Here is an 18,072-nt window from a genome sequence, read left to right on the forward strand (position 1 = left end):
CCTCGGCTTGATCCGCAAGCCGCGGCCGGAGGAGTTGGAGGATCCGAGGATGCTGACGATGTATTCCACCCCCTGGTGCGGCTACTGCCACCGGCTGAAGTCGCAGCTCGACCGGGAGGGCATCGGGTACGAGGTGGTCGACATCGAGCAGGACCCGAAGGCCGCGGAGTTCGTGATGAGCGTCAACGGCGGCAACCAGACGGTGCCGACGCTGCGCTTCGCCGACGGCAGCGCCCTGACGAACCCCTCGATCACCCAGGTCAAGCAACACCTGGAGACCCTCGACGCCTGATCGGCCGGGTCACTCTCGACGAGCGGTCGCCCCCTCGGGGCGGCCGCTCGTCGTGTCCGGTATCCGTCACCCGGGCGGCCGCCGATGGACGCCTGTCGACACCTGCCGCTCGGCGGGTCGCCGGGGCGCGGGGACTCTCCGGCCGGTCGGACGGGTCGACGGCGTGGGCGGAGGGGTGCCGGGCGGGGCGCTCAGGTGCCGGCCCCGCCAGAGGTAACTGCCGGCCGCCAGGGTGGCCATCCCCACCAGCGCGAACAGCATCCGGTAGTCCAGGAAACCGACAAGTAACGCGCCCGCCCCGATGGAGAGCGCCTGCGGCCCGCTGACGACCGCCTGGGTGGCCGCGGCGACCCGGCCGACAAGTGGCGGCGGGGTGCGGCGCTGGATCAGCGTGTGCAGCCCCACCATCGTCAGGGGGAGGGAGACGCCGGCCAGCAGCACCGCCACGAAGGCGAGCCGAAGATCGGGGTACGCGAGCGCGAGCGCGGCCGGGGAGAAGAAGGCGACACCTGCGGCAAGTGTGCCGACCTCTCCGAGCCGGCGGACCAGCGCCGGTGAGCAGAGCCCGCCGAGCAGCCCGCCGACGCCCTGCACGGTGACCAGCACACCCACGAACGCGGCGTCGCGGTTCAGCCCCTGGTCGACGTAGGCGAAGATGAGCGACTCGCTGAAGCCCATCACCAGTGACCCGAGCCCGTAGCCGAGCAGGGCCCGACGCAGGGCCGGCTCGCCGGCCAGGTGCCGGAGGCCGGCGCCCAACTCGGCCGGCCAGCGCAGTCGCGCGGTCGCCGGCACCTGTTGCGGGGTGGGTAGGGCGGTCACCACCGCCGCCGCGGTCAGAAATCCGACCATGCCGATCCCGGCCAGCGCCCACCCGCCGAGCGCCGCGTAGAGCGCCGCGCCGGCCAGCGGACCGACCAGCCGCATCCCCTGCCGTACGGTCTGCAGCACGCCGTTCGCCTCCGCGAGCAGCTCGACCGGCACCAACTCCCGGATGAGCCCGCTCAGCGCCGCGCCGAGCGTGATCGACGACAGCCCGTACAGGGCCGCCACCAGGTAGACGACCCAGACGTCACCCGCGTCCGCGACGGTGAACAGTGGGGTGAGCAGTGCCGCCGTGGCCACGTTCGCGGCGACGAAGAACGGTCGGCGTGGGTAGCGGTCGATGAACCAGCCGATCACCGGCGCCAGCGTCATCGGGGCGACGACGGCGAAGATCGTGCCGCCGGCGAGCCCGTTGGAGCCGGTCAGGTCCTTGACCCAGATGGCGAGCGCGAGCAGCAGAATCGACTCGGCGGTCATGCTGGCCAGCAGACCGCCGAAGAGCAGGCGGAAGTCGGGTCGGCGCAGGACGGTGCGCATGGGTCCCTCCGGCGGGGGTGGCGTGCCCGGGTGGGCGTGGTCAAGGGGGGCTGCGACCGTGGGTCCGTCGTCATCTGACATTCCCGTGGTCCCTTTTTCGCAAGACACGCCCCCGCCGGAACCTCCGACGCCGGTCGCGCCGTCCATACTGGCCGTGGGGGGCGAATTTCATACAGTTACCGTCGCGTCTGCGGCGGTCGACGGGAAAGAGGACACTGTGCCTCCTGCCGCACCCAGCCCGATCATGCGTCGACGACGGTTGGGCCTAGAGCTGCGCCGCCTGCGCGAGGCCGCGGGCCTCACCGGCGATCAGGTCATCGAGCGGATCGGTTGGGCGTCGGCGTCCAAACTGTCCCGCCTGGAAAACGGCCGCAGCCGACCCGACCCGCAGGACGTCGCCGTTCTGCTGGCCCTCTACGGGGCCGACGAGGCACTGCACACGGAGTTGCTCGGCATCGCCGGCGAGGCCGGCGACATGCGGGGTTGGTTGAAGAACTTCCCCGTGATGACGCAACAGCAGCGTAGCTGGGCCGAGCTGGAGGCGGGCTGCGTGGAGATCTCCGAGTACAACCCGGTGCTGGTGCCGGGCCTGTTGCAGACCCCCGGGTACGCGAAGATGCGGATCCTCTCGGCGCGCGAGGTGGGCGCGGGCGCCGGTGAACCGGAGCCCGGCGACGACATCGACACCGAGGTGCAGGCACGGATGGCCCGCCAGTCGCTGCTGAACCGGGAGGCGGACGCGCCGCGCTACACGGCGGTCCTGGAGGAGGCGGCCCTCGGTAATCGAGCCGGGCCGCCCGAGGTGCTGCACGAGCAACTGGTCCAGCTCTGTGAGCTGGCCCTCCTTCCCAACGTGACGCTGCACGTGCTGTTGCGGGACACCCCGGTCGGCAATTGGTACCTTCCGCCGACCGCGTTCTCCGTCTACCGGTTCGCCGATCCGCTCGATCCGGAGACATTGGCCATCGAAGGGGGGTTCACCGACGTCATGTCGACCGAGGTAATCCCGCTAAATAGCTATAAAGTGGTGTTCGAGTGGCTATGCACGGCGGCACTAACCGCCTCGGAAACCCTCTCCTGGCTGATCGAGTCGACGGGACGGCTGACCGAGGCGGTGCCCCCATCCACAGTGGCGTTCGGGCCGGCAACGGCGCCGACCCAACGCCGCCGGGATTCGGGGCGGCTGACGGAACGGTGATCCACGGGGGCCCATCCGTCGGGGCGTGCGACACCACTCGTCCCATCGGATCGGTTCACACCAGGAGCAGAACCATGAACGACATCCGCAACACGCCGTCCGTCTCCGCCCGCTCGTTGGCGGACGCCCCGTGGCGTACCAGCACACGCAGCCAGACCTCCAACTGCGTCGAGGTCGCCCCACTGGGCACCGGCCCGTCCGCCGTCGCGCTGCGCGACAGCAAGGACCGAGGCGGCCCGGTGCTGCTGTTCAATCGGGCCGGATGGCTCGGCTTCATCTCCGGAGCCAAGGGCGGCCAGTTCGATCTGAACTGACCCGGTGACCGGGGCGGGGCCGTCGGCATACTGCCGGCGGCCCCGTCTTTTTTGGGTGCAAGGCCGCTGAGCAGGCATCGGATGATCGGACGAGGCTCAGAACCGATAGGCGAGTTTGCGTTGCTGGGATGTTTACGCGGCGTAACATGGCCGACGGTACGTGGAACTTCCACACTGGCTCATCCGTCGCGGTTCATCCGGAGACCCTCATGCGGTTCCTGATCGTTCGCACCGACATTCGCGCCGTCGCCGACGGCGACATCGCCGCCGCCTGGGCGGACGGCCACCGACTCCGCGACGAGACGACCGCGCCCGAGCCGCGACGGCAGATCGTGCACGCCGAGGACCGGGACGCCGCGCTGCTGCTGGCTCGCGCCCTGGCCGCGGTCGGCGCGGTCCGCTCCGGCAGGCAACGGGTGAAGGTCCTGCCGTTGAACGAGCCCCGGCCCGCCTTCCGGAGCAGACCACGCCGCACCAGCACCTGATGTCACCCGACGTCCGTCGTGGTCGGACCGGCTCCCCCGCCGCGTTCCACGCACCCGCCGACCACGACGGCCCGTGTTCCCGGCCTGTGACCGCCGCGGCAACGGCGGCCACAGGCCGGGACCGTGCTCACCTGTCGGCGTCCACCCAACCGTCCAGCCAGCGGTGGATGAGGAACAGCGCGATCGACGACGGCGGGGGCAGGATCAGCCGAGCCCCGTCACCCACGTCGACCGTCTGCCCGGCCAGCGCCGCCCCGATCTCCCGGCGCGTGAACCACCGGGCGTACGCGATCTCGGACGGATCGACCCGCACCGGATCGGTCGGGTTCGCGGTGGCCAGGAAGCCCAACATCAGCGAGCCGGGGAACGGCCAGGCCTGGCTGCCCACGTACCCGATGCGCTCGATCCCGACGCCCACCTCCTCGCGGACCTCGCGCAGCACGGCGGCCTCGGCCGACTCGCCCGGCTCGACGTAGCCGGCCAGGCACGAGTAGCGCCGGCCGTCCGGGGTGCCCGCCCAACTGGCGTTGTTGCCGAGCAGGCAGCGCCCGTCCGGGCCGTCCACGCCGTCGTGCACCAGCACGATCATCGCCGGGTCGGTACGCGGCCAGACCCGCCCCCCGTTGCGGTCCACCCGGGACCAACCGGCCTCGTCCATGACGGTCGGCGCCCCGGTGCTGGACGAGTAACCGTGCCGGGTGTGCCAGTTGACCAGGGCCAACGCGGTGGTGAGGATGCCGGCCTCCCGGTCGGCGAGCAGGTGGCCCACCTCGCGCAGATGGACCGCCCGGGTCCCCCGCACCTCCGGCAGCGGCGCGTCGACCGCGAAGACCGGCACCCCGTCCGGCTCGACACCGAGGAACATCGCCGTCGACTCCGACCCGGCCGGCGCGTCGGCCGCGGAGAACAGCACCAGCGCCGGCGGCGACGTGTCGGCGCGGGCCAGCGTCCGGCCCTCGTCGGACGAGTCGAGCACCAGCACCCGGGCGTGCAGCCACGCCTCGGTCAACCACTGCGAGTCGCCCCGCCGGTGCGCCGCCCGATCCAGGGTGGACCGGGCCAACGGCGGCGCGGCCTCCCCGCTCACGCCGGCGCTCCGCTACGCTCCGCGCCGCCGCGAGACGGCCCGCTGCTGTGCCTCATGGTTCGCTCACTACGCTCGCTCACGCCGGCGCTCCGCTACGCTCCGCGCCGGCGCGAGACGGCCCGCTGCGTTCGCTCACGACACCGGCTCGGTATGGATCGTGGTGAGCGCGGCCAGCCCCGGCGTGACCCGCTCGGCGTCGCCGAGCACCACGATCGCCGCCCGCGCCGGCGCCAGGTAACGTGCCGCCGCCCGCGCGACGTCGTCGACGCTCGCCTTCGCCAACCTCGCGGCGTACTCGGCCAGGAAGTCCAGACGCAGCCCGTTGCCCGCGTACGCGCTCGTCAACGCGGCCAGCCCGGCCTGGGTGGACATGCCGAGCTGGAGGGTGCCCAGGGCGTACTGGCGGGCCTGTTCCAACTCCTCGGGCTTCGGCGGCAGCGACGCCAACCGACCCAGCTCGTACGTCGTCTCCAGCAACGCGGGGCCGGTGACCTCGGTGGCCACCTCGGCGGAGGCGACGAGCACCGACCCGGCCACGGAGTGCTCGATGCCCGAGTGCGGGCCGTACGTGTAGCCCTTGTCCTCGCGGATGTTCTCCACCCAACGGGAGGAGAAGTAGCCACCGAAGATCAGGTTGGCCAGTTGCAGCGGGGCGTGGTCCGGGTCGGTGCGCGACACCGCCGGAAGCGCGATCCGCAACGAGGACTGCACCGATCCGGGTCGGTCGACGAGCAGCAGCGGCCCCGGCTCCAGCGGCGGCGTCGCCGGCAGCTCCGCGACGCGCCCGGCGCCGGCCCAGCCGCCGAGCGCCCGCTCGGCCGCGTCCAGGGCCTTCTCCGGCTGGACGTCGCCAACCACCACCAGTTGCGCACCGGCCGGGTGCACCCGCTCGGAGTGCAGGGTGCGCAGCGCCGCCGGTCGGACGGCGCGGATCTGAGCGGGTTCCGGGGTCTGCGTCGCGTACGGGTGCCGGCCGTAGACCCGCTTCAGCAGCGCCTCCCGGGCCAGGTGCGCCGGTTGGCTCTGCGCCACCTGAATCCGGTCGACGAGCCGGTCCCGTTCGGTGGCCACCTCGTCGCCGGGGTAGTTGGCGTTGGTCAGCACCTCGGCCATCAGTTCCAGCATCCGGTCCAGGCCGGTGACCAGGCTGGCGCCGGAGAGCATCAGCCGGTCCGGGTCGACGCCCGCGGACAGCCCGCCGCCCACCTTCTGCAACTCGGCGGCGATCCGCACACTTGTCATCGACTCGGTGCCGGACAGCATCGTCTGGGAGAGCATCGCGCCGCGGGCCAGGTGGACCCGGCCGAACGGGACCCAGAGCCGCAGCTCGACGAGCGGCACGGCGGGCCGGCGTACGGCGATCACGGTGAGGCCGTTGGGCAGGGTGCGTTCGGCCTGCTTGGGCACCTTGAGCTTGCGGGTCGGGCCGAGCGGCGGCAGCGTACGCGGCCCGGTGGGAGCGGTGGTCGTCGTCGTGCTCACTGTGTCACCTTCGTTCGCGACTGCGGGGCTCGCAGGACCGGCTCACTCGTCGCGCTCACCGAACGCCTCCGGCAATGACCTCGATCGCGGCGCGCCGCTCCGGGCGCAGGGTGGCCGCGGCGGCCTGGACCTGCTCCTCGGTGACCTCGCCGACCAGCCGGGGCAACTCGTTGAGCAGGCCCGGTTCGCCGCGTTGCTGCTCCAGCACGGCCATGCGCAGCGCCCGGCCCAGCACCGCGTCGGTGTCGCGCAGCAGGTGGGTCGCCATCCGGGCCTGGGTGCGGGCCAGCTCACCGTCGGTCAGCCCGTCGGTGGCCAGCCGGTCCAGTTCCTCGTCGATGGTGCGCAGCACCTTGTCCACGTCGCCCCCGGGTGGCAGGTGGGCCTGCAACAGCAGCGCGGTGGGATCGCGGACGTCGAAGGGATCGCCCATGAAGCCGAGGTATCCACCGAGGCTGGTCACCGTGCGGTCCCGTTGCACCAGGCGCTCGACGAGCCGCGACGCGTCACCGTCGGTGAGCACCTCGGCCAGCACCACGTACGGCAGGTAGCCGGCGAAGTCGGTGATCGGGTCGGGCACCCGCCAGGCCCCGGCGACCGCCGGCAGCGGCGCCAGGGCATCGGTGTACGAGGTGCGCCGCTCGGCGGTCAGGTCAGGCTCGGTGAAGTCGGGCCGAACCGGCGCCGGTCGGGCCGGCACGTCGCCGAAGTGCCGGTTGACCAGCTCGGTCGCCTCCGCCACGTCGATGTCGCCGCTGACGGCGAGGACCGCGTTGCCGCTGGCGTAGTAGCGGCGGAAGAAGTCCGCGGCGTCGGCGACGGTCGCCGACTCCAGATCGTCGAAGGAGCCGTAACCGTCGTGCGCGTTCGGGAAGGTGTCGAACATGACCGGTGGCAGGGTCAGCCAGGGGAAGCCGCCGTACGGCCGGTTGAGCACGTTGACCCGGATCTCCTCCTTGACCACGTCGACCTGGTTGCGCAGGTTCTCCTCGGTCAGCCGGGGGCCGCGCATCCGGTCCGCCTCCAGGAACAGCGCGCGTTCCAGCGCGTTGCTCGGCAGCGTCTCGAAGTAGTCGGTGTAGTCCAGGTGGGTGGAGCCGTTGAACGTCCCACCCGCCCCCTGCACGTGCCGGAAGTGGGCCAGCTTCTCCAGGTTTTCCGAGCCCTGGAACATCAGGTGCTCGAAGAGGTGGGCGAAGCCGGTGCGTCCCTCCGGCTCCGAGCGGATGCCGACGTCGTAGACCACCGCCACCCCGATCACCGGGGCGCTGCGATCGGGGGTGAGCACCACCCGCAGGCCGTTGTCGAGGGTGAACCGCTCGACCGGATACTTCGTCGCTGGAATTCTGGATCTCCGCGCAGGCACGGAGTCGACCCTAGCGCGTCGGCACCCCCGCCACCCGCGACCTCAGCGGAGCCGCCGAAACCGGGACGGTGACGAGGGGCAGCACCTCGGCGCCGACCCGCTCGGCCTCCTCCCGGTGGGGCCAGCCGGAGAGGACGAACTCGTCGACGCCGAGCGCCGCGTACTCGTCGATCCGGGCCGCGACCTCGGCGTAGCTGCCGACAAGCGCGGTGCCGGCACCCTCGCGGACGAGGCCGACACCGGCCCACAGGTTCGGTCCGACGGTGAGCCCGTCGGTGCGGCCGGCGTTGAGCGCGGCCATCCGGGCCTGTCCGACGGAGTCCATCCGGCGGAATCTGGCCTGGGCGGCGACGATCCGCTCCGGGCTCATACCGGCCAGCAGCCGGTCGGCCTCCGCCCAGGCCTCGGCGCTCGTGGGCCGGGCGATGACGTGCAGCCGCAGGCCCGTGCGCAGGGTGCGGCCGTGTTCGGCGGCGAGCGCCCGGATGCGGGTGACCCGGGCCGCGATCGACGCCTGCGGCTCACCCCACATCAGGTAGACGTCCGCCTGTCGGGCGGCCACCGCCTCGGCGGCCGGGGACGCGCCGCCGAAGTAGACAGGTGGCGGCTCGGCGAGCGGGGTGGCCAGGCCGCCGCCGTCGACCCGGTAGTGCGTTCCGGTGTAGTCGAAGGGCCGTCCGGCCCAGGCGCGGCGGAGCACCTCGATGAACTCACCGGTGCGCGCGTAGCGGTCGTCGTGCCCGAGGAAGTCGCCGTACGCCCGCTGCTCGGCCGGGTCGCCGCCGGTCACGATGTTGAGCGACAGCCGGCCGCCGGAGACGGCCTGGAACGCCTCGGCCTGCTGGGCGATCAGGGTGGGCAACGCGAAGCCGGCCCGGACCGCGACAAGCATGCCGAGCCGCTCGGTGTGCTGGGCGATCGCCGCGCAGACGATCCACGGGTCGGGGCAGCCGGCGCCCACGGGCGTGAGGACGGCGGTGAAGCCGTGCGTCTCGGCAGCCCGGCCGACCTCGGCCAGGTACGCGACGGTGGCGGCCCGGTCGTGCCGGGCGGCGCCCGCCGTGACGGTGGCGGCGCCGACCTGGTCGCCGTCGCCGGAGGTGGGCAGGAACCAGTGGAAGCTCATCGCACAGTCGCCTCTCTGACAGTTGCCGAGCGCCGTACCCTAGCAAGCTGGTAGGAAATACCGACATAGGCGAGACGCACCTTCCCGGCATGTGGATGGGTCTTGACGCTGAACCCGGCCTGGCCCACTCTTCCTACCAACTAAGTAGGAATACTGCGGATTGGATGGACGATGAGACGGCTCCCCTTGCGCCGGTTGGTCACCCTGGCCACCCTTGCCGCCCTCGGGGCGGCGACCGTGGGCAGCGCCGCCGCGTGCGGCGACGACAGCGACGGCTCGGGCGGCGGCTCCGGCGGCCCGGTCACACTGCGTCTCGGCTACTTCCCCAACATCACCCACGCGCCGGCGGTCGTCGGCGTGGAGAAGGGCATCTTCGCCGAGAAGCTCGGCGCCGACGTCAAGCTTGACCCGAAGACCTTCAACGCCGGCCCGGCCGCCATCGAGGCGGTCTTCTCCGGCGCCCTGGACGCCACGTACATCGGTCCGAACCCGACGGTGAACGCCTTCTCCAAGTCCAAGGGCGAAGCGGTCCGGGTCATCTCCGGCGCGGCCTCCGGCGGCGTGGCGCTCGTGGTCAAGCCCGGCATCACCGGCGCGCAGGACCTGAAGGGCAAGAAGATCTCCACCCCGCAACTGGGCAACACCCAGGACGTGGCGATCCGTTACTGGCTCAAGCAGCAGGGCCTGACCACCACCAAGGAGGGTGGCGGCGACGTCAAGATCGTGCCACAGGAGAACGCCCAGACGGTCGAGACGTTCAACAGTGGCGCGATCGACGGCGCCTGGGTGCCCGAGCCGTTCGTCTCCCGCCTGGTGAACGCCGGCGGCAAGGTGCTCGTCGACGAGCGCGACCTGTGGCCGGACAAGAAGTTCGTCATCACCAACCTGCTGGTCAGCACGAAGTTCCTCAAGGCGCACCCGGACGTGGTGCAGAAGCTTGTCGACGGCCAGGTGGCCGCCAACGAGTTCGTCAACAGCAAGCCCGAGGAGGCCCAACAGGCCATCTCGGACGCGATCGGCAAGATCACCGGTAAGCCGCTGGACCTGAAGCTGATCAAGCAGGCGTGGCCGACGTTGGAGTTCACGAACGACCCGATCCCCTCCTCCCTGAAGGCGGGCCTCGACCACGCCGTCGAGGTCAAGCTGACCGACCCGGTCGACCTCAACGGCCTGTACGACCTGACGTACCTCAACAAGGCCCTCAAGGCGGCCGGCAAGCCCGAGGTCGTCCAGCCATGACGTCGACCACGACGACACCGAAGGGCGCGACCACCGCGGTCGCGCTCTCCGGCGTGACAAAGGTGTACGGGCGCGGGCCGAACGCCGTCCTGGCCCTCGACGGTGTGTCGCTGGACGTCGCGCCCGGCGAGTTCGTCTGCCTGGTCGGCGCGTCCGGCTGCGGCAAGAGCACCCTGCTCAACCTGGTCGCCGGGCTGGACCGGCCCAGCGGCGGGCAGATCAGGCTGGCCGGCGACGCCAACCCGGGGCTGATGTTCCAGGAGCCGGCGCTGTTTCCCTGGCTGACCGTCGACGGCAACGTGGAGGTGCCGCTGAAGCTGCGCCGGCTGCCCCGGGCCGAGCGCCGCGAACGGGTGGCCGAGTTGCTGCGCACGGTGCACCTGGCCGACTTCGGCCGCAAGCGCCCGCACGAGCTCTCCGGGGGCATGCGGCAGCGGGTCGCGCTGGCCCGCACGCTGGCCCTGGACACGCCGGTGCTGCTGATGGACGAACCGTTCGGCGCACTGGACGCGATGACCCGCGACATCCTGCACGACGAGCTGGAACGCATCTGGTCCGAGCGCAAGCTGTCGGTGCTCTTCGTGACGCACAACGTCCGCGAGGCCGCTCGACTGGCCGACCGGATCATCCTGCTCTCCAGCCGTCCCGGTCGGATCATCTACTCCACCGAGGTGAACATCCCGCGCCCTCGTCGGATCGACTCCCCCGAGGTCGCCGCCATCGCCGCCGAGGTCACCGAGCGGCTCCGTACGGAGGTGGGCCGCCATGGCCAGTGACACCCTCACCAGTTCGGCGCGTACCGACGCGGAGATCACCGGCCTGGACGCGCTGGACATCGCCGGCCGGGACAAGGAGGCCTCGCGGGGCACCCGGATCTGGGCGGCCACCTGGCCCAAGCTGGCGGCGCTTGCCATCGCCATCCTGGCCTGGCAGCTCGTGGTCTGGTCGGGCTGGAAGCCGCCGTACTCGCTGCCGGGGCCACTGGAGGTCGGTCGCGAGCTGGTCACCCAGGCCCAGGGCCCACAGCTCTGGGACGGCCTGGTGACCACGCTGCGCCGGGCCGCCCTCGGGTACGTCTTCTCGGTCGCCGTCGGCCTGCTGCTGGGCCTGGCGGTGGCTCGTTCCAAGGTGCTCCGGGCCGCCATCGGCTCGATGATCACGGCGTTGCAGACCATGCCGTCGATCGCCTGGTTCCCGCTGGCCATCCTGCTCTTCGAGCTGAGCGAGAAGGCGATCTTCTTCGTGGTGGTGCTCGGTGCCGCACCGTCGATCGCCAACGGCGTGATCTCCGGCGTGGACTACGTGCCGCCGCTGCTCAAGCGTGCCGGCCGCAACCTGGGTGCCCGGGGGCTCAACCTCTACCGGTACGTCATCGCGCCGGCCGCCCTGCCGGCGATCGTCGCCGGCCTCAAGCAGGGGTGGGCCTTCTCCTGGCGCAGCCTGATGGCAGGCGAACTGCTCGTGGTCGGCATCTCACAGACGTCGCTCGGGGCCCAGCTCACCTACTCGCGCGAGTTGTCCGACGCGCCCTGGCTGCTCGCCACGATGATCGTCATCCTGGTCGTCGGCCTGGTCGTGGACGCCGCGTTCGGCGCGGCGGACAAGGCGATCCGGCGCCGCTGGGGCGTGCTCGACCAGGCGGGCAACTGAACGGTGTACGTCTCCGCGCGCAGCGACTACGCGCTCCGGGCGATGCTCGCCGTCGCCGCCGGTGGCGGCGGCGAGTTGGTCAAGGCGGCCAGCCTGGCCGAGGTGCAGGACATCCCGCTCAGCTTCCTCCAGGGCATCCTGCTCGACCTGCGCCGGGCTGGTCTGCTGCACAGTCATCGCGGCGCTGACGGCGGGTACGCCCTGACCCGCCCGGCCGACGAGATCACCGTCGGCGACGTGTTGCGCGCGGTCGGCGGTTCGCTCACCACGGTGCGCGGTCTGCCGGCCGAGCGCGCCGGCTACCACGGGGTGGCCGCCGGGCTGACCGACGTCTGGCTGGCGGTGCACGGAGCGATCGCCACGGTGGTCGACAGCACCACACTGGCCAATCTGCTCACCCACAACTCGACCGACCACGCCCCCACCACCTGAGTATGGGAGGCGATGTGGTCGGGTCGGTGCCCCGCCGAACCCGGCCACACCGCTGGCCCGCGCCGGCCCACCGGCCACCGCTCAGCCCACGTGTGCGACCACCGGGCCGAGGCTCGGGTCGCCGGGGCTGCGCAGCTCCACCAGGCTGCCGGGAGCGTTACCCGCCGAGGTGGCGTGCCAGGGCACGAAGGCCGCGACCATGGCGAGCACCAGACCCGCGAGCGCGAGCGCGACCACCAGGATCAATTCGCGCACGGCACCCGAGCCGGCCTCGCCCGCCATGGTCACCCCTCCCCCGCCGGGCCCCCCGCCCGACTTCCCCCGCTGGCCAGCTTCGACCACCGACAGCCAGGGCACAATCGGCCAGCCGACCCAGCCAAGGCTGATTACCGACTGACCGGTGTGGTCGGCCGACCGATCGAGCGGCGTGGTCGGCCAACCGAATGAGCGGTGTCGGCGCGGGCCAGGAGGAGCGGAAACCCCGCTCGCCGCCTTTGCTCTGCACCCGCGGATGCGACGGCTACGGTCCGTGACCGGCGCCTATGCGGGTGCAGAGCAAAGGCAGTCCGGAGGTGTCGGTCGGGTCGCCCGCACCCGGCCCGGCCCCACGTGCGCCTGCCGCCGCGTCACTCGCCGCAGACAGACCGACCCGCCTCGCCGAAGCGGGGCGGGTCGGTCGAAGCGCGGAAGAGATCAGACGGTACGCGGGCGGCGCGGGCGGCGCGACCGACCCGACGCGCGGTGCGCCGGACGGGCGGCACCGTCAGTGGCCGTTCCGCCACCGGTGCGGACCCGGGCGGCGGGCGCCGGCGGGGCGACGATTGTCACCGGCACGCCGGACGGCTCGCGGGCACCTGTCACCCGGGCCAACGACCCGTCACCCGGACGTACCTGCACCGACTCGGGCCGGATGCCGGCAACCGCCATCAGTCGCGACACGTCCCGGCGCTGCTCGGGCAGGACCAGGGTGACCACGGAACCGGACTCACCGGCCCGCGCGGTCCGACCGCCCCGGTGCAGGTAGTCCTTCGCCTCGGTCGGCGGGTCCACGTTTACCACCATGTCCAGGCCGTCCACGTGGATGCCCCGGGCCGCCACGTCGGTGGCCACCAGAGCGGTCACCTGACCGTTGCGGAACTGCTCCAGGATCCGGGTGCGCTGCGGCTGGGACTTGCCACCGTGCAGCGCGGCCGCGCGTACTCCCTTGGAGAGCAACTGGCGGGCGAGCCGGTCGGCGCGGTGCTTGGTGCCCATGAACAGGATGGTGCGGCCCTCACGGGCGGCGATCCGGGTCAGCGCGTCGGGCTTGTCCACGGCGTCGACGTGCAGCACGTGGTGGGTCATCGCGGTGACCGTGGCGGTGCCCGGGTCGACCGAGTGGGTGACCGGGTGGCTCAGGAAGCGGCGGACCAGCCGGTCCACGCCGCCGTCCAGGGTGGCGGAGAAGAGCATCCGCTGCCCCTGCGGCGCGACCTGCTCCAGCAGCTTGGTGACCTGCGGCAGGAAGCCCATGTCGGCCATCTGGTCGGCCTCGTCCAGCACGGTGATCTCGACCTGGTCCAGCCGGGCGTCGCCGCGGTTGATCAGATCGTGCAGCCGGCCGGGGGTGGCGACGACCACCTCGGCGCCGGCACGCAGGGCGTCCGCCTGCCGCTGCAACGACAACCCGCCGACGACAGTGGCGCAGCGCAGCCCGACAGCGCGGGCGTACGGGGCCAGCGCGGTGGTGACCTGCTGGGCCAGCTCACGGGTCGGCACCAGCACCAGGGCCAGCGGGCGACCCGGCCGGGCCTTGCGGCCGGCGGTGCGGGACAGCAGCGGAAGCCCGAAGGCGAGCGTCTTGCCGGAGCCGGTACGACCCCGGCCCAGCACGTCCCGGCCGGCGAGCGAGTCGGGCAGCGTCGCCGTCTGGATCGGGAACGGCTCGGTGATGCCCTGCGCGGTCAGCGCGGTGAGCAGCGCCGGTGCCAGACCGGTATGAGCGAAAGAAGGAATAACTGTGGTCATGCGGAAGCCTTCCTCGACGCGGCACGTGTCGAGGGAGGGCGCCGAAGTCGGCGCTGTCACCGGCGGCACAGAGGCAGCCAGGACTCACAAGCACGAACCGATTGGAGTACGGGCCGGCCCGCCGCCGGGCCGCCGCCTGCGTGCGCAGGCGGCGGCGAGGCGGGCCGGTCCCGTCACCGTCACACCCGGAGGGCGCGACAGGTAATGCTGACCGATCCGAAGATCAGAGCGGGCGGATGTTCTCCGCCTGCGGGCCCTTCTGGCCCTGGGTGACCTCGAACTCGACCCGCTGGTTCTCGTCCAGGCTCCGGTAGCCGGAGGACTGGATCGCCGAGAAGTGGGCGAAGACGTCAGCGCCGCCGCCGTCCGGGGTGATGAAGCCGAAGCCCTTGTCAGCGTTGAACCACTTCACGGTGCCAATAGCCATGTGTTTCGTCTCCTTGACGGAACGTCGGACACGCACGTGTTGCGTGCCCGAAGAGGAGCGCTCCGCGCGGGGATGCGCGAATCGCCTGTCGCTTCTGGTCGCCCCGCCCGGAGAACTCCGGACACAACAAAGAGCGCCTGGGGCCACAATCCCGCCAGGCGCACACAGAGTCTCTGGTAACCAAAACTGCAACCCGGTCAACGTATCATGGTTTTCCCGCGAGCGGTCAACCTTGGGCAGAATCTTCGGGCAACTGGGCGATCATGGCGGTGAGCCCGGTCACATCCAGCAGATCGGCGGGCCGAACCGTCACCCCGTGCCGGACGTAGTGGAACGCCGCGCCCACCCGGTCCACCGGCACGCCGGCCAGATCCGCCCAGGCCAGCCGGTACACGGCCAACTGCACCGCGGCCACCTCCGCCGCCGGCCCGGCGGGCTGCGCGCCGGTCTTCCAGTCGACCACGTCGAACCGCCCACCCGGCCGGGCGAAGACCGCGTCCATCCGCCCCCGCACCACGACGCCGCCGATCACCGTCGCGAAGGGCACCTCCACCTCCACCGGCGACCGGTCGGCCCACTCGCTGGCCAGGAACCGCTCCTGAAGCTCCACCAGCGCCTCGTCGGGCGCCGCATCCGCGTCGGCCGCACCGGGCAGCTCGTCCAGGTCCAGCAGGCGGTCAGCACCGAAGCGCTGCTCCAACCAGGCGTGGAAGGCGGTGCCTCGACGGGCGTACGGGTTGGGCTCGGCCGGCACCGGACGGCGCAGCGTACGGGCCAGCGCCGCCGGGTCGCGCCGCAACGCCACCAGTTGGGTGACGCTCAACTGCCCGGGCAGGGCCACCTCGATCGCACCGGAGAGCCGGGTCAGCTCGGCCCGCTCGGCCAGCAGCAGATCCGCCTCGCGCTGCCAGCGCGCCACCTCCGGATCCACCTCCGGCTCGACCGGCCCGACAGCCACCGGAGCCGGACCGTCGGCCATCAGGCGGCGCACCAGCCCGGCCGCCTCGGCCAACTCCGGTCGGCGCCCACCCAGCGGGTCGGCCGGCCACTCCGCGCGGAGCACCACCTCGGCGGTGGGGTTCGTGGCATCCGGGGTCGGCTCCGGCGCCCAGGCGTCGATCAGGTGCCCCGGCCCACCGTCGAGGCAGACGTCGTACATCTCGCGCAGGAAGACCGACGGACCTCGCGGTCGCTTCGTGCCCTCCCCCCACCAGTAGCCGGAGCACAGCAGCAGCCGGCGCGGCCGGGTGACCGCCACGTACGTCAGGCGGCGTTCCTCCCGCTCGTCGTGTGCCCGCCAGGCGTCGGTGAAGTCGTTCACCGCCCGTGCCACCGCCCGCTGGTCGGCCGCCTCGTCGAGCGCCAGCTCGGGCAACCCGTCGGCGTCACCCCGCAGCGGGAACGGCAGCACCCCCAGCCCACCCAGCCAGTGATCGGAGTTACGCACCGGCCCCGGCCACGACCCACGGCACAGGCCGGCCACCGCCACCACGTCCCACTCCAGGCCCTTGGCGGAGTGCGCGGTGACCACCTGCACCGCGCCCTCCACCACCTCCACCTCACCCGGCGCCAGACCGCGCTCCTCGTCCTCGGCGGCGGCCAGGTAGGACAGGAACCCGGACAGGGTCGCGCCCGCCGTTTCCCCGCTGAAGCGGGCCGCCACGTCACCCAGGGCGTCCAGGTGACCCCGGGCCAGGCCGGCGTCGCCGGCACCGTCCCGGCCGGCCCGCACCGCGACCTCCACGTCCAGGCCGATGGTCCGCTCGATGTCCGCGATCAGATCGGGCAGCGCCTGGTCCAGCCGGTACCGCAACAGCGCCAACTCCATGCCGTACGCGCGCAGCCGCGCGAAGCCCTCCGCCGAGTACGCCTGCGCCGGGCCGAGATCGGCGAGCGCCTCCACCAGGGTCGCCTCGTCCAGCAGATCGGGGCTGATCTCCGCGGCCTCGTCGGCGGCCACCTGCCGCCGGGCGTTGGCGATGGCCCGGGCGCGCCTGTGCAACGCCACCAGGTCACGCGGGCCGATCCGCCAGCGGGCGCCGGTGAGCAACCGCAGCAGCGCGGCCCCGTCGGTCGGGTCGGCCAGCACCCGCAGCGTGCAGACCACGTCGCGTACCTCGGGGGTGTCCAGCAGGCCGCCGAGCCCCACCACCTCGACCGGGAGGCCGCGCTCACGCAGGGCCGACTCGATCGCCGGGATCTGACTGCGGACCCGGACCAGCACGGCGGTGGTCGGGCGCTGCGCCACCGGGATGTGTTCGGGGGCCGCGCCCGGCATCCGGGCAGCCCCCCGCCAGGCGGCCAGCACGCTGTCGGCGATCCAGTCCGCCTCGTCGGCGTACGTGGGCAGCAACGCGCAGTGCACCGTGCCGCCGGCAGTCCCCCCGGGGCTGCGGTGCGGGATCGGGTCCAGGACGGTCAGCGCGGAGCGCAGCTCCGGCACCCGGGCGCCGGCCGCCCGCAGCGGAGCCGACAACGCGTTCGCCACCCGGAGGATCTCCGGCCGGTTACGCCAACTGGTGGTGAGCCCGAGCGCCGGGGCGGGCCGACCGTCGGCGCGGGCGAACTCGGTGGGGAAACGGTCCAGTGTGCCGGCGCTGGCGCCCCGCCACCCGTAGATGGACTGGCAGGGGTCGCCCACCGCGGTCACCGGATGCCCGCCACCGAACAGCGCGTTGAGCAGCACCACCTGGGCGTGGCTGGTGTCCTGGTATTCGTCGAGCAGCACCGCCCGGAAGCGGCCCCGCTCGATCTCGCCGACCCCCGGGTGGTCCCGGGCGACCCGGGCCGCCCGGGCGAGCTGGTCGGCGAAGTCCATCGCCTCGAAGTCCTCCTTGCGCCGGGCGTACGCCCGCACCAGCGGCAGCAGGCGCAGCCTGGTCTGTTGCAGGGTGAGCGCCTTGCGTACGTCGGCGTACACCCGGCCCGGCCGGGACTGCACCTCGGCGAAGAACCGACCGGTCCAGGCCGCCAGTTGGTCCGGCGCGACCAGGTGCTCGTCCAACTCCCCGGCGAGCGCCAGCACCGCGTCGGTGATGGTGCTCGGCATCCGGTCCACCTCGGACATGTCGCCGTCGTAGTTGCGCACCAGCAGGTCGACCAACTGCCAGCGGGACGCCTCGGTGAGCAGCCGGGTCGACGGCTCGTAACCGGAGCGCAGCCCGTGTTCGGTGACGATCCGCCCCGCGTAGGAGTGGTACGTGGAAACTGTGGGTTCACCGGCGAGCGGGTCGTCCAGCGGGTCGCGGCCCTGCCGGCCCAGCCTGCGGATCAGTTGGTCGAGCCGGGTGCGGACCCGGTGGGCAAGCTCGCCGGCCGCCTTACGGGTGAACGTCAGCCCGAGGATCTGCTCCGGGCGTACGTACGAGTTGGCCACCAGCCAGACCACCCGCGCGGCCATCGTCTCGGTCTTGCCCGACCCGGCGCCCGCGACCACCAGCAGCGGCTCCACCGGGGCGGCGATGATCGCGGCCTGCTCCCGGGTGGGCGCCGGCAACCGCAGCAGCTTGGCCAGCTCCACAGGCGTGTACCGGGGGCCGGAGTCCGCCAGCCGGGGCGCCGGCGTGGGGCCCGCGCCGAACAGGGTGGGTTGGCTCACGGTGCCT

Annotated in this window: 17 protein-coding genes; 8 read left to right on the forward strand and 9 right to left on the reverse strand. The window is 72.4% G+C overall.

Annotated features, from left to right (window positions below; genetic code table 11):
* Nucleotides 1–49: 49 nt before the first annotated feature.
* Nucleotides 50–292 (forward strand): mycoredoxin, encoded by a 243-nt coding sequence (locus tag ACPXBU_RS17890; RefSeq protein WP_357066605.1) that lies wholly within the window; start codon nt 50–52, stop codon nt 290–292.
* A 66-nt stretch (nt 293–358) separates the two neighbouring features.
* On the opposite strand, the gene ACPXBU_RS17895 is transcribed toward ACPXBU_RS17890, so the two are convergent.
* A complete protein-coding gene (locus ACPXBU_RS17895; RefSeq protein WP_425758880.1) occupies nt 359–1,654 on the reverse strand; it encodes an MFS transporter in 1,296 nt (431 codons plus the stop codon).
* A gap of 217 nt (nt 1,655–1,871) precedes the next feature.
* On the opposite strand from ACPXBU_RS17895, the gene ACPXBU_RS17900 reads away from it, so the two are divergent.
* From ACPXBU_RS17900 to ACPXBU_RS17910, 3 genes are all read left to right on the forward strand, one after another.
* On the forward strand, nt 1,872–2,852 hold the full coding sequence (locus tag ACPXBU_RS17900) for a helix-turn-helix domain-containing protein (protein ID WP_425758881.1): 981 nt from the start codon (nt 1,872–1,874) through the stop codon (nt 2,850–2,852).
* Between the two features lie 74 nt (nt 2,853–2,926).
* The gene (locus ACPXBU_RS17905; RefSeq protein ID WP_393372060.1) at nt 2,927–3,166 is read left to right on the forward strand and encodes a DUF397 domain-containing protein; all 240 of its coding nucleotides are present in this window, start codon (nt 2,927–2,929) and stop codon (nt 3,164–3,166) included.
* Nucleotides 3,167–3,375: 209 nt separating this feature from the next.
* A complete protein-coding gene (locus ACPXBU_RS17910) occupies nt 3,376–3,651 on the forward strand; it encodes a hypothetical protein (RefSeq protein ID WP_393372062.1) in 276 nt (91 codons plus the stop codon).
* A gap of 127 nt (nt 3,652–3,778) precedes the next feature.
* Here the strand turns inward: ACPXBU_RS17910 and nudC are convergent, their stop codons facing one another.
* The 4 genes from nudC to ACPXBU_RS17930 all read right to left on the reverse strand — a co-directional run bounded on the left by nudC (nt 3,779) and on the right by ACPXBU_RS17930 (nt 8,712).
* Entirely contained in the window at nt 3,779–4,738 is a 960-nt protein-coding gene (gene nudC, locus ACPXBU_RS17915; protein WP_425758882.1) for an NAD(+) diphosphatase, read from the reverse strand.
* Between the two features lie 132 nt (nt 4,739–4,870).
* On the reverse strand, nt 4,871–6,220 hold the full coding sequence (locus ACPXBU_RS17920) for a M16 family metallopeptidase (RefSeq protein ID WP_425758883.1): 1,350 nt from the start codon (nt 6,218–6,220) through the stop codon (nt 4,871–4,873).
* Nucleotides 6,221–6,275: 55 nt separating this feature from the next.
* Nucleotides 6,276–7,586, reverse strand: coding sequence for a M16 family metallopeptidase (locus ACPXBU_RS17925; RefSeq protein WP_393372070.1), 1,311 nt, complete (start codon nt 7,584–7,586; stop codon nt 6,276–6,278).
* 10 nt (nt 7,587–7,596) lie between these two features.
* Nucleotides 7,597–8,712, reverse strand: a complete 1,116-nt coding sequence (locus ACPXBU_RS17930; protein WP_393372071.1) for an LLM class flavin-dependent oxidoreductase — start codon at nt 8,710–8,712, stop codon at nt 7,597–7,599.
* A 171-nt stretch (nt 8,713–8,883) separates the two neighbouring features.
* Here ACPXBU_RS17930 and ACPXBU_RS17935 point away from each other — a divergent pair, with 171 nt between their 5' ends.
* The 4 genes from ACPXBU_RS17935 to ACPXBU_RS17950 are packed head-to-tail and all read left to right on the forward strand — an operon-like array spanning nt 8,884 to nt 12,033.
* The gene (locus ACPXBU_RS17935) at nt 8,884–9,951 is read left to right on the forward strand and encodes an ABC transporter substrate-binding protein (RefSeq protein ID WP_393372074.1); all 1,068 of its coding nucleotides are present in this window, start codon (nt 8,884–8,886) and stop codon (nt 9,949–9,951) included.
* A complete protein-coding gene (locus ACPXBU_RS17940) occupies nt 9,948–10,727 on the forward strand; it encodes an ABC transporter ATP-binding protein (protein WP_393372077.1) in 780 nt (259 codons plus the stop codon). Before ACPXBU_RS17935 ends, ACPXBU_RS17940 begins: the two co-directional genes overlap by 4 nt.
* Nucleotides 10,717–11,601, forward strand: a complete 885-nt coding sequence (locus tag ACPXBU_RS17945) for an ABC transporter permease (protein WP_425758884.1) — start codon at nt 10,717–10,719, stop codon at nt 11,599–11,601. The genes ACPXBU_RS17940 and ACPXBU_RS17945 overlap by 11 nt, the downstream gene beginning before the upstream one ends.
* Nucleotides 11,602–11,604: 3 nt before the next feature.
* Nucleotides 11,605–12,033, forward strand: a complete 429-nt coding sequence (locus ACPXBU_RS17950; protein WP_393372080.1) for an RrF2 family transcriptional regulator — start codon at nt 11,605–11,607, stop codon at nt 12,031–12,033.
* A gap of 81 nt (nt 12,034–12,114) precedes the next feature.
* Here the strand turns inward: ACPXBU_RS17950 and ACPXBU_RS17955 are convergent, their stop codons facing one another.
* From ACPXBU_RS17955 to ACPXBU_RS17970, 4 genes are all read right to left on the reverse strand, one after another.
* Nucleotides 12,115–12,315 (reverse strand): hypothetical protein, encoded by a 201-nt coding sequence (locus tag ACPXBU_RS17955; protein WP_425758885.1) that lies wholly within the window; start codon nt 12,313–12,315, stop codon nt 12,115–12,117.
* A gap of 411 nt (nt 12,316–12,726) precedes the next feature.
* Nucleotides 12,727–14,040, reverse strand: a complete 1,314-nt coding sequence (locus tag ACPXBU_RS17960) for a DEAD/DEAH box helicase (RefSeq protein WP_393372085.1) — start codon at nt 14,038–14,040, stop codon at nt 12,727–12,729.
* A 223-nt stretch (nt 14,041–14,263) separates the two neighbouring features.
* Nucleotides 14,264–14,467: a transcription antiterminator/RNA stability regulator CspE gene (cspE, locus tag ACPXBU_RS17965; RefSeq protein WP_007464836.1), complete on the reverse strand. Its 204-nt coding sequence runs from the start codon at nt 14,465–14,467 to the stop codon at nt 14,264–14,266.
* A gap of 226 nt (nt 14,468–14,693) precedes the next feature.
* The gene (locus ACPXBU_RS17970) at nt 14,694–18,065 is read right to left on the reverse strand and encodes an ATP-dependent helicase (RefSeq protein WP_425758886.1); all 3,372 of its coding nucleotides are present in this window, start codon (nt 18,063–18,065) and stop codon (nt 14,694–14,696) included.
* Between the last annotated feature and the right edge of the window lie 7 nt (nt 18,066–18,072).

The sequence above is a fragment of the Micromonospora sp. DT231 genome (assembly GCF_049847025.1).
In the GTDB taxonomy this organism is placed as follows: Bacteria; Actinomycetota; Actinomycetes; order Mycobacteriales; family Micromonosporaceae; genus Micromonospora.

Coding starts and splice junctions, on each gene's coding strand:
- ACPXBU_RS17940 (WP_393372077.1), top strand. CDS start 9,948: ATGACGTCGACCACGACGACACCGAAGGGCGCGACCACCGCGGTCGCG.
- ACPXBU_RS17905 (WP_393372060.1), top strand. CDS start 2,927: ATGAACGACATCCGCAACACGCCGTCCGTCTCCGCCCGCTCGTTGGCG.
- cspE (WP_007464836.1), bottom strand. CDS start 14,467: ATGGCTATTGGCACCGTGAAGTGGTTCAACGCTGACAAGGGCTTCGGC.
- ACPXBU_RS17895 (WP_425758880.1), bottom strand. CDS start 1,654: ATGCGCACCGTCCTGCGCCGACCCGACTTCCGCCTGCTCTTCGGCGGT.
- ACPXBU_RS17890 (WP_357066605.1), top strand. CDS start 50: ATGCTGACGATGTATTCCACCCCCTGGTGCGGCTACTGCCACCGGCTG.
- ACPXBU_RS17955 (WP_425758885.1), bottom strand. CDS start 12,315: ATGGCGGGCGAGGCCGGCTCGGGTGCCGTGCGCGAATTGATCCTGGTG.
- ACPXBU_RS17935 (WP_393372074.1), top strand. CDS start 8,884: ATGAGACGGCTCCCCTTGCGCCGGTTGGTCACCCTGGCCACCCTTGCC.
- ACPXBU_RS17960 (WP_393372085.1), bottom strand. CDS start 14,040: ATGACCACAGTTATTCCTTCTTTCGCTCATACCGGTCTGGCACCGGCG.
- ACPXBU_RS17910 (WP_393372062.1), top strand. CDS start 3,376: ATGCGGTTCCTGATCGTTCGCACCGACATTCGCGCCGTCGCCGACGGC.
- ACPXBU_RS17945 (WP_425758884.1), top strand. CDS start 10,717: ATGGCCAGTGACACCCTCACCAGTTCGGCGCGTACCGACGCGGAGATC.
- ACPXBU_RS17930 (WP_393372071.1), bottom strand. CDS start 8,712: ATGAGCTTCCACTGGTTCCTGCCCACCTCCGGCGACGGCGACCAGGTC.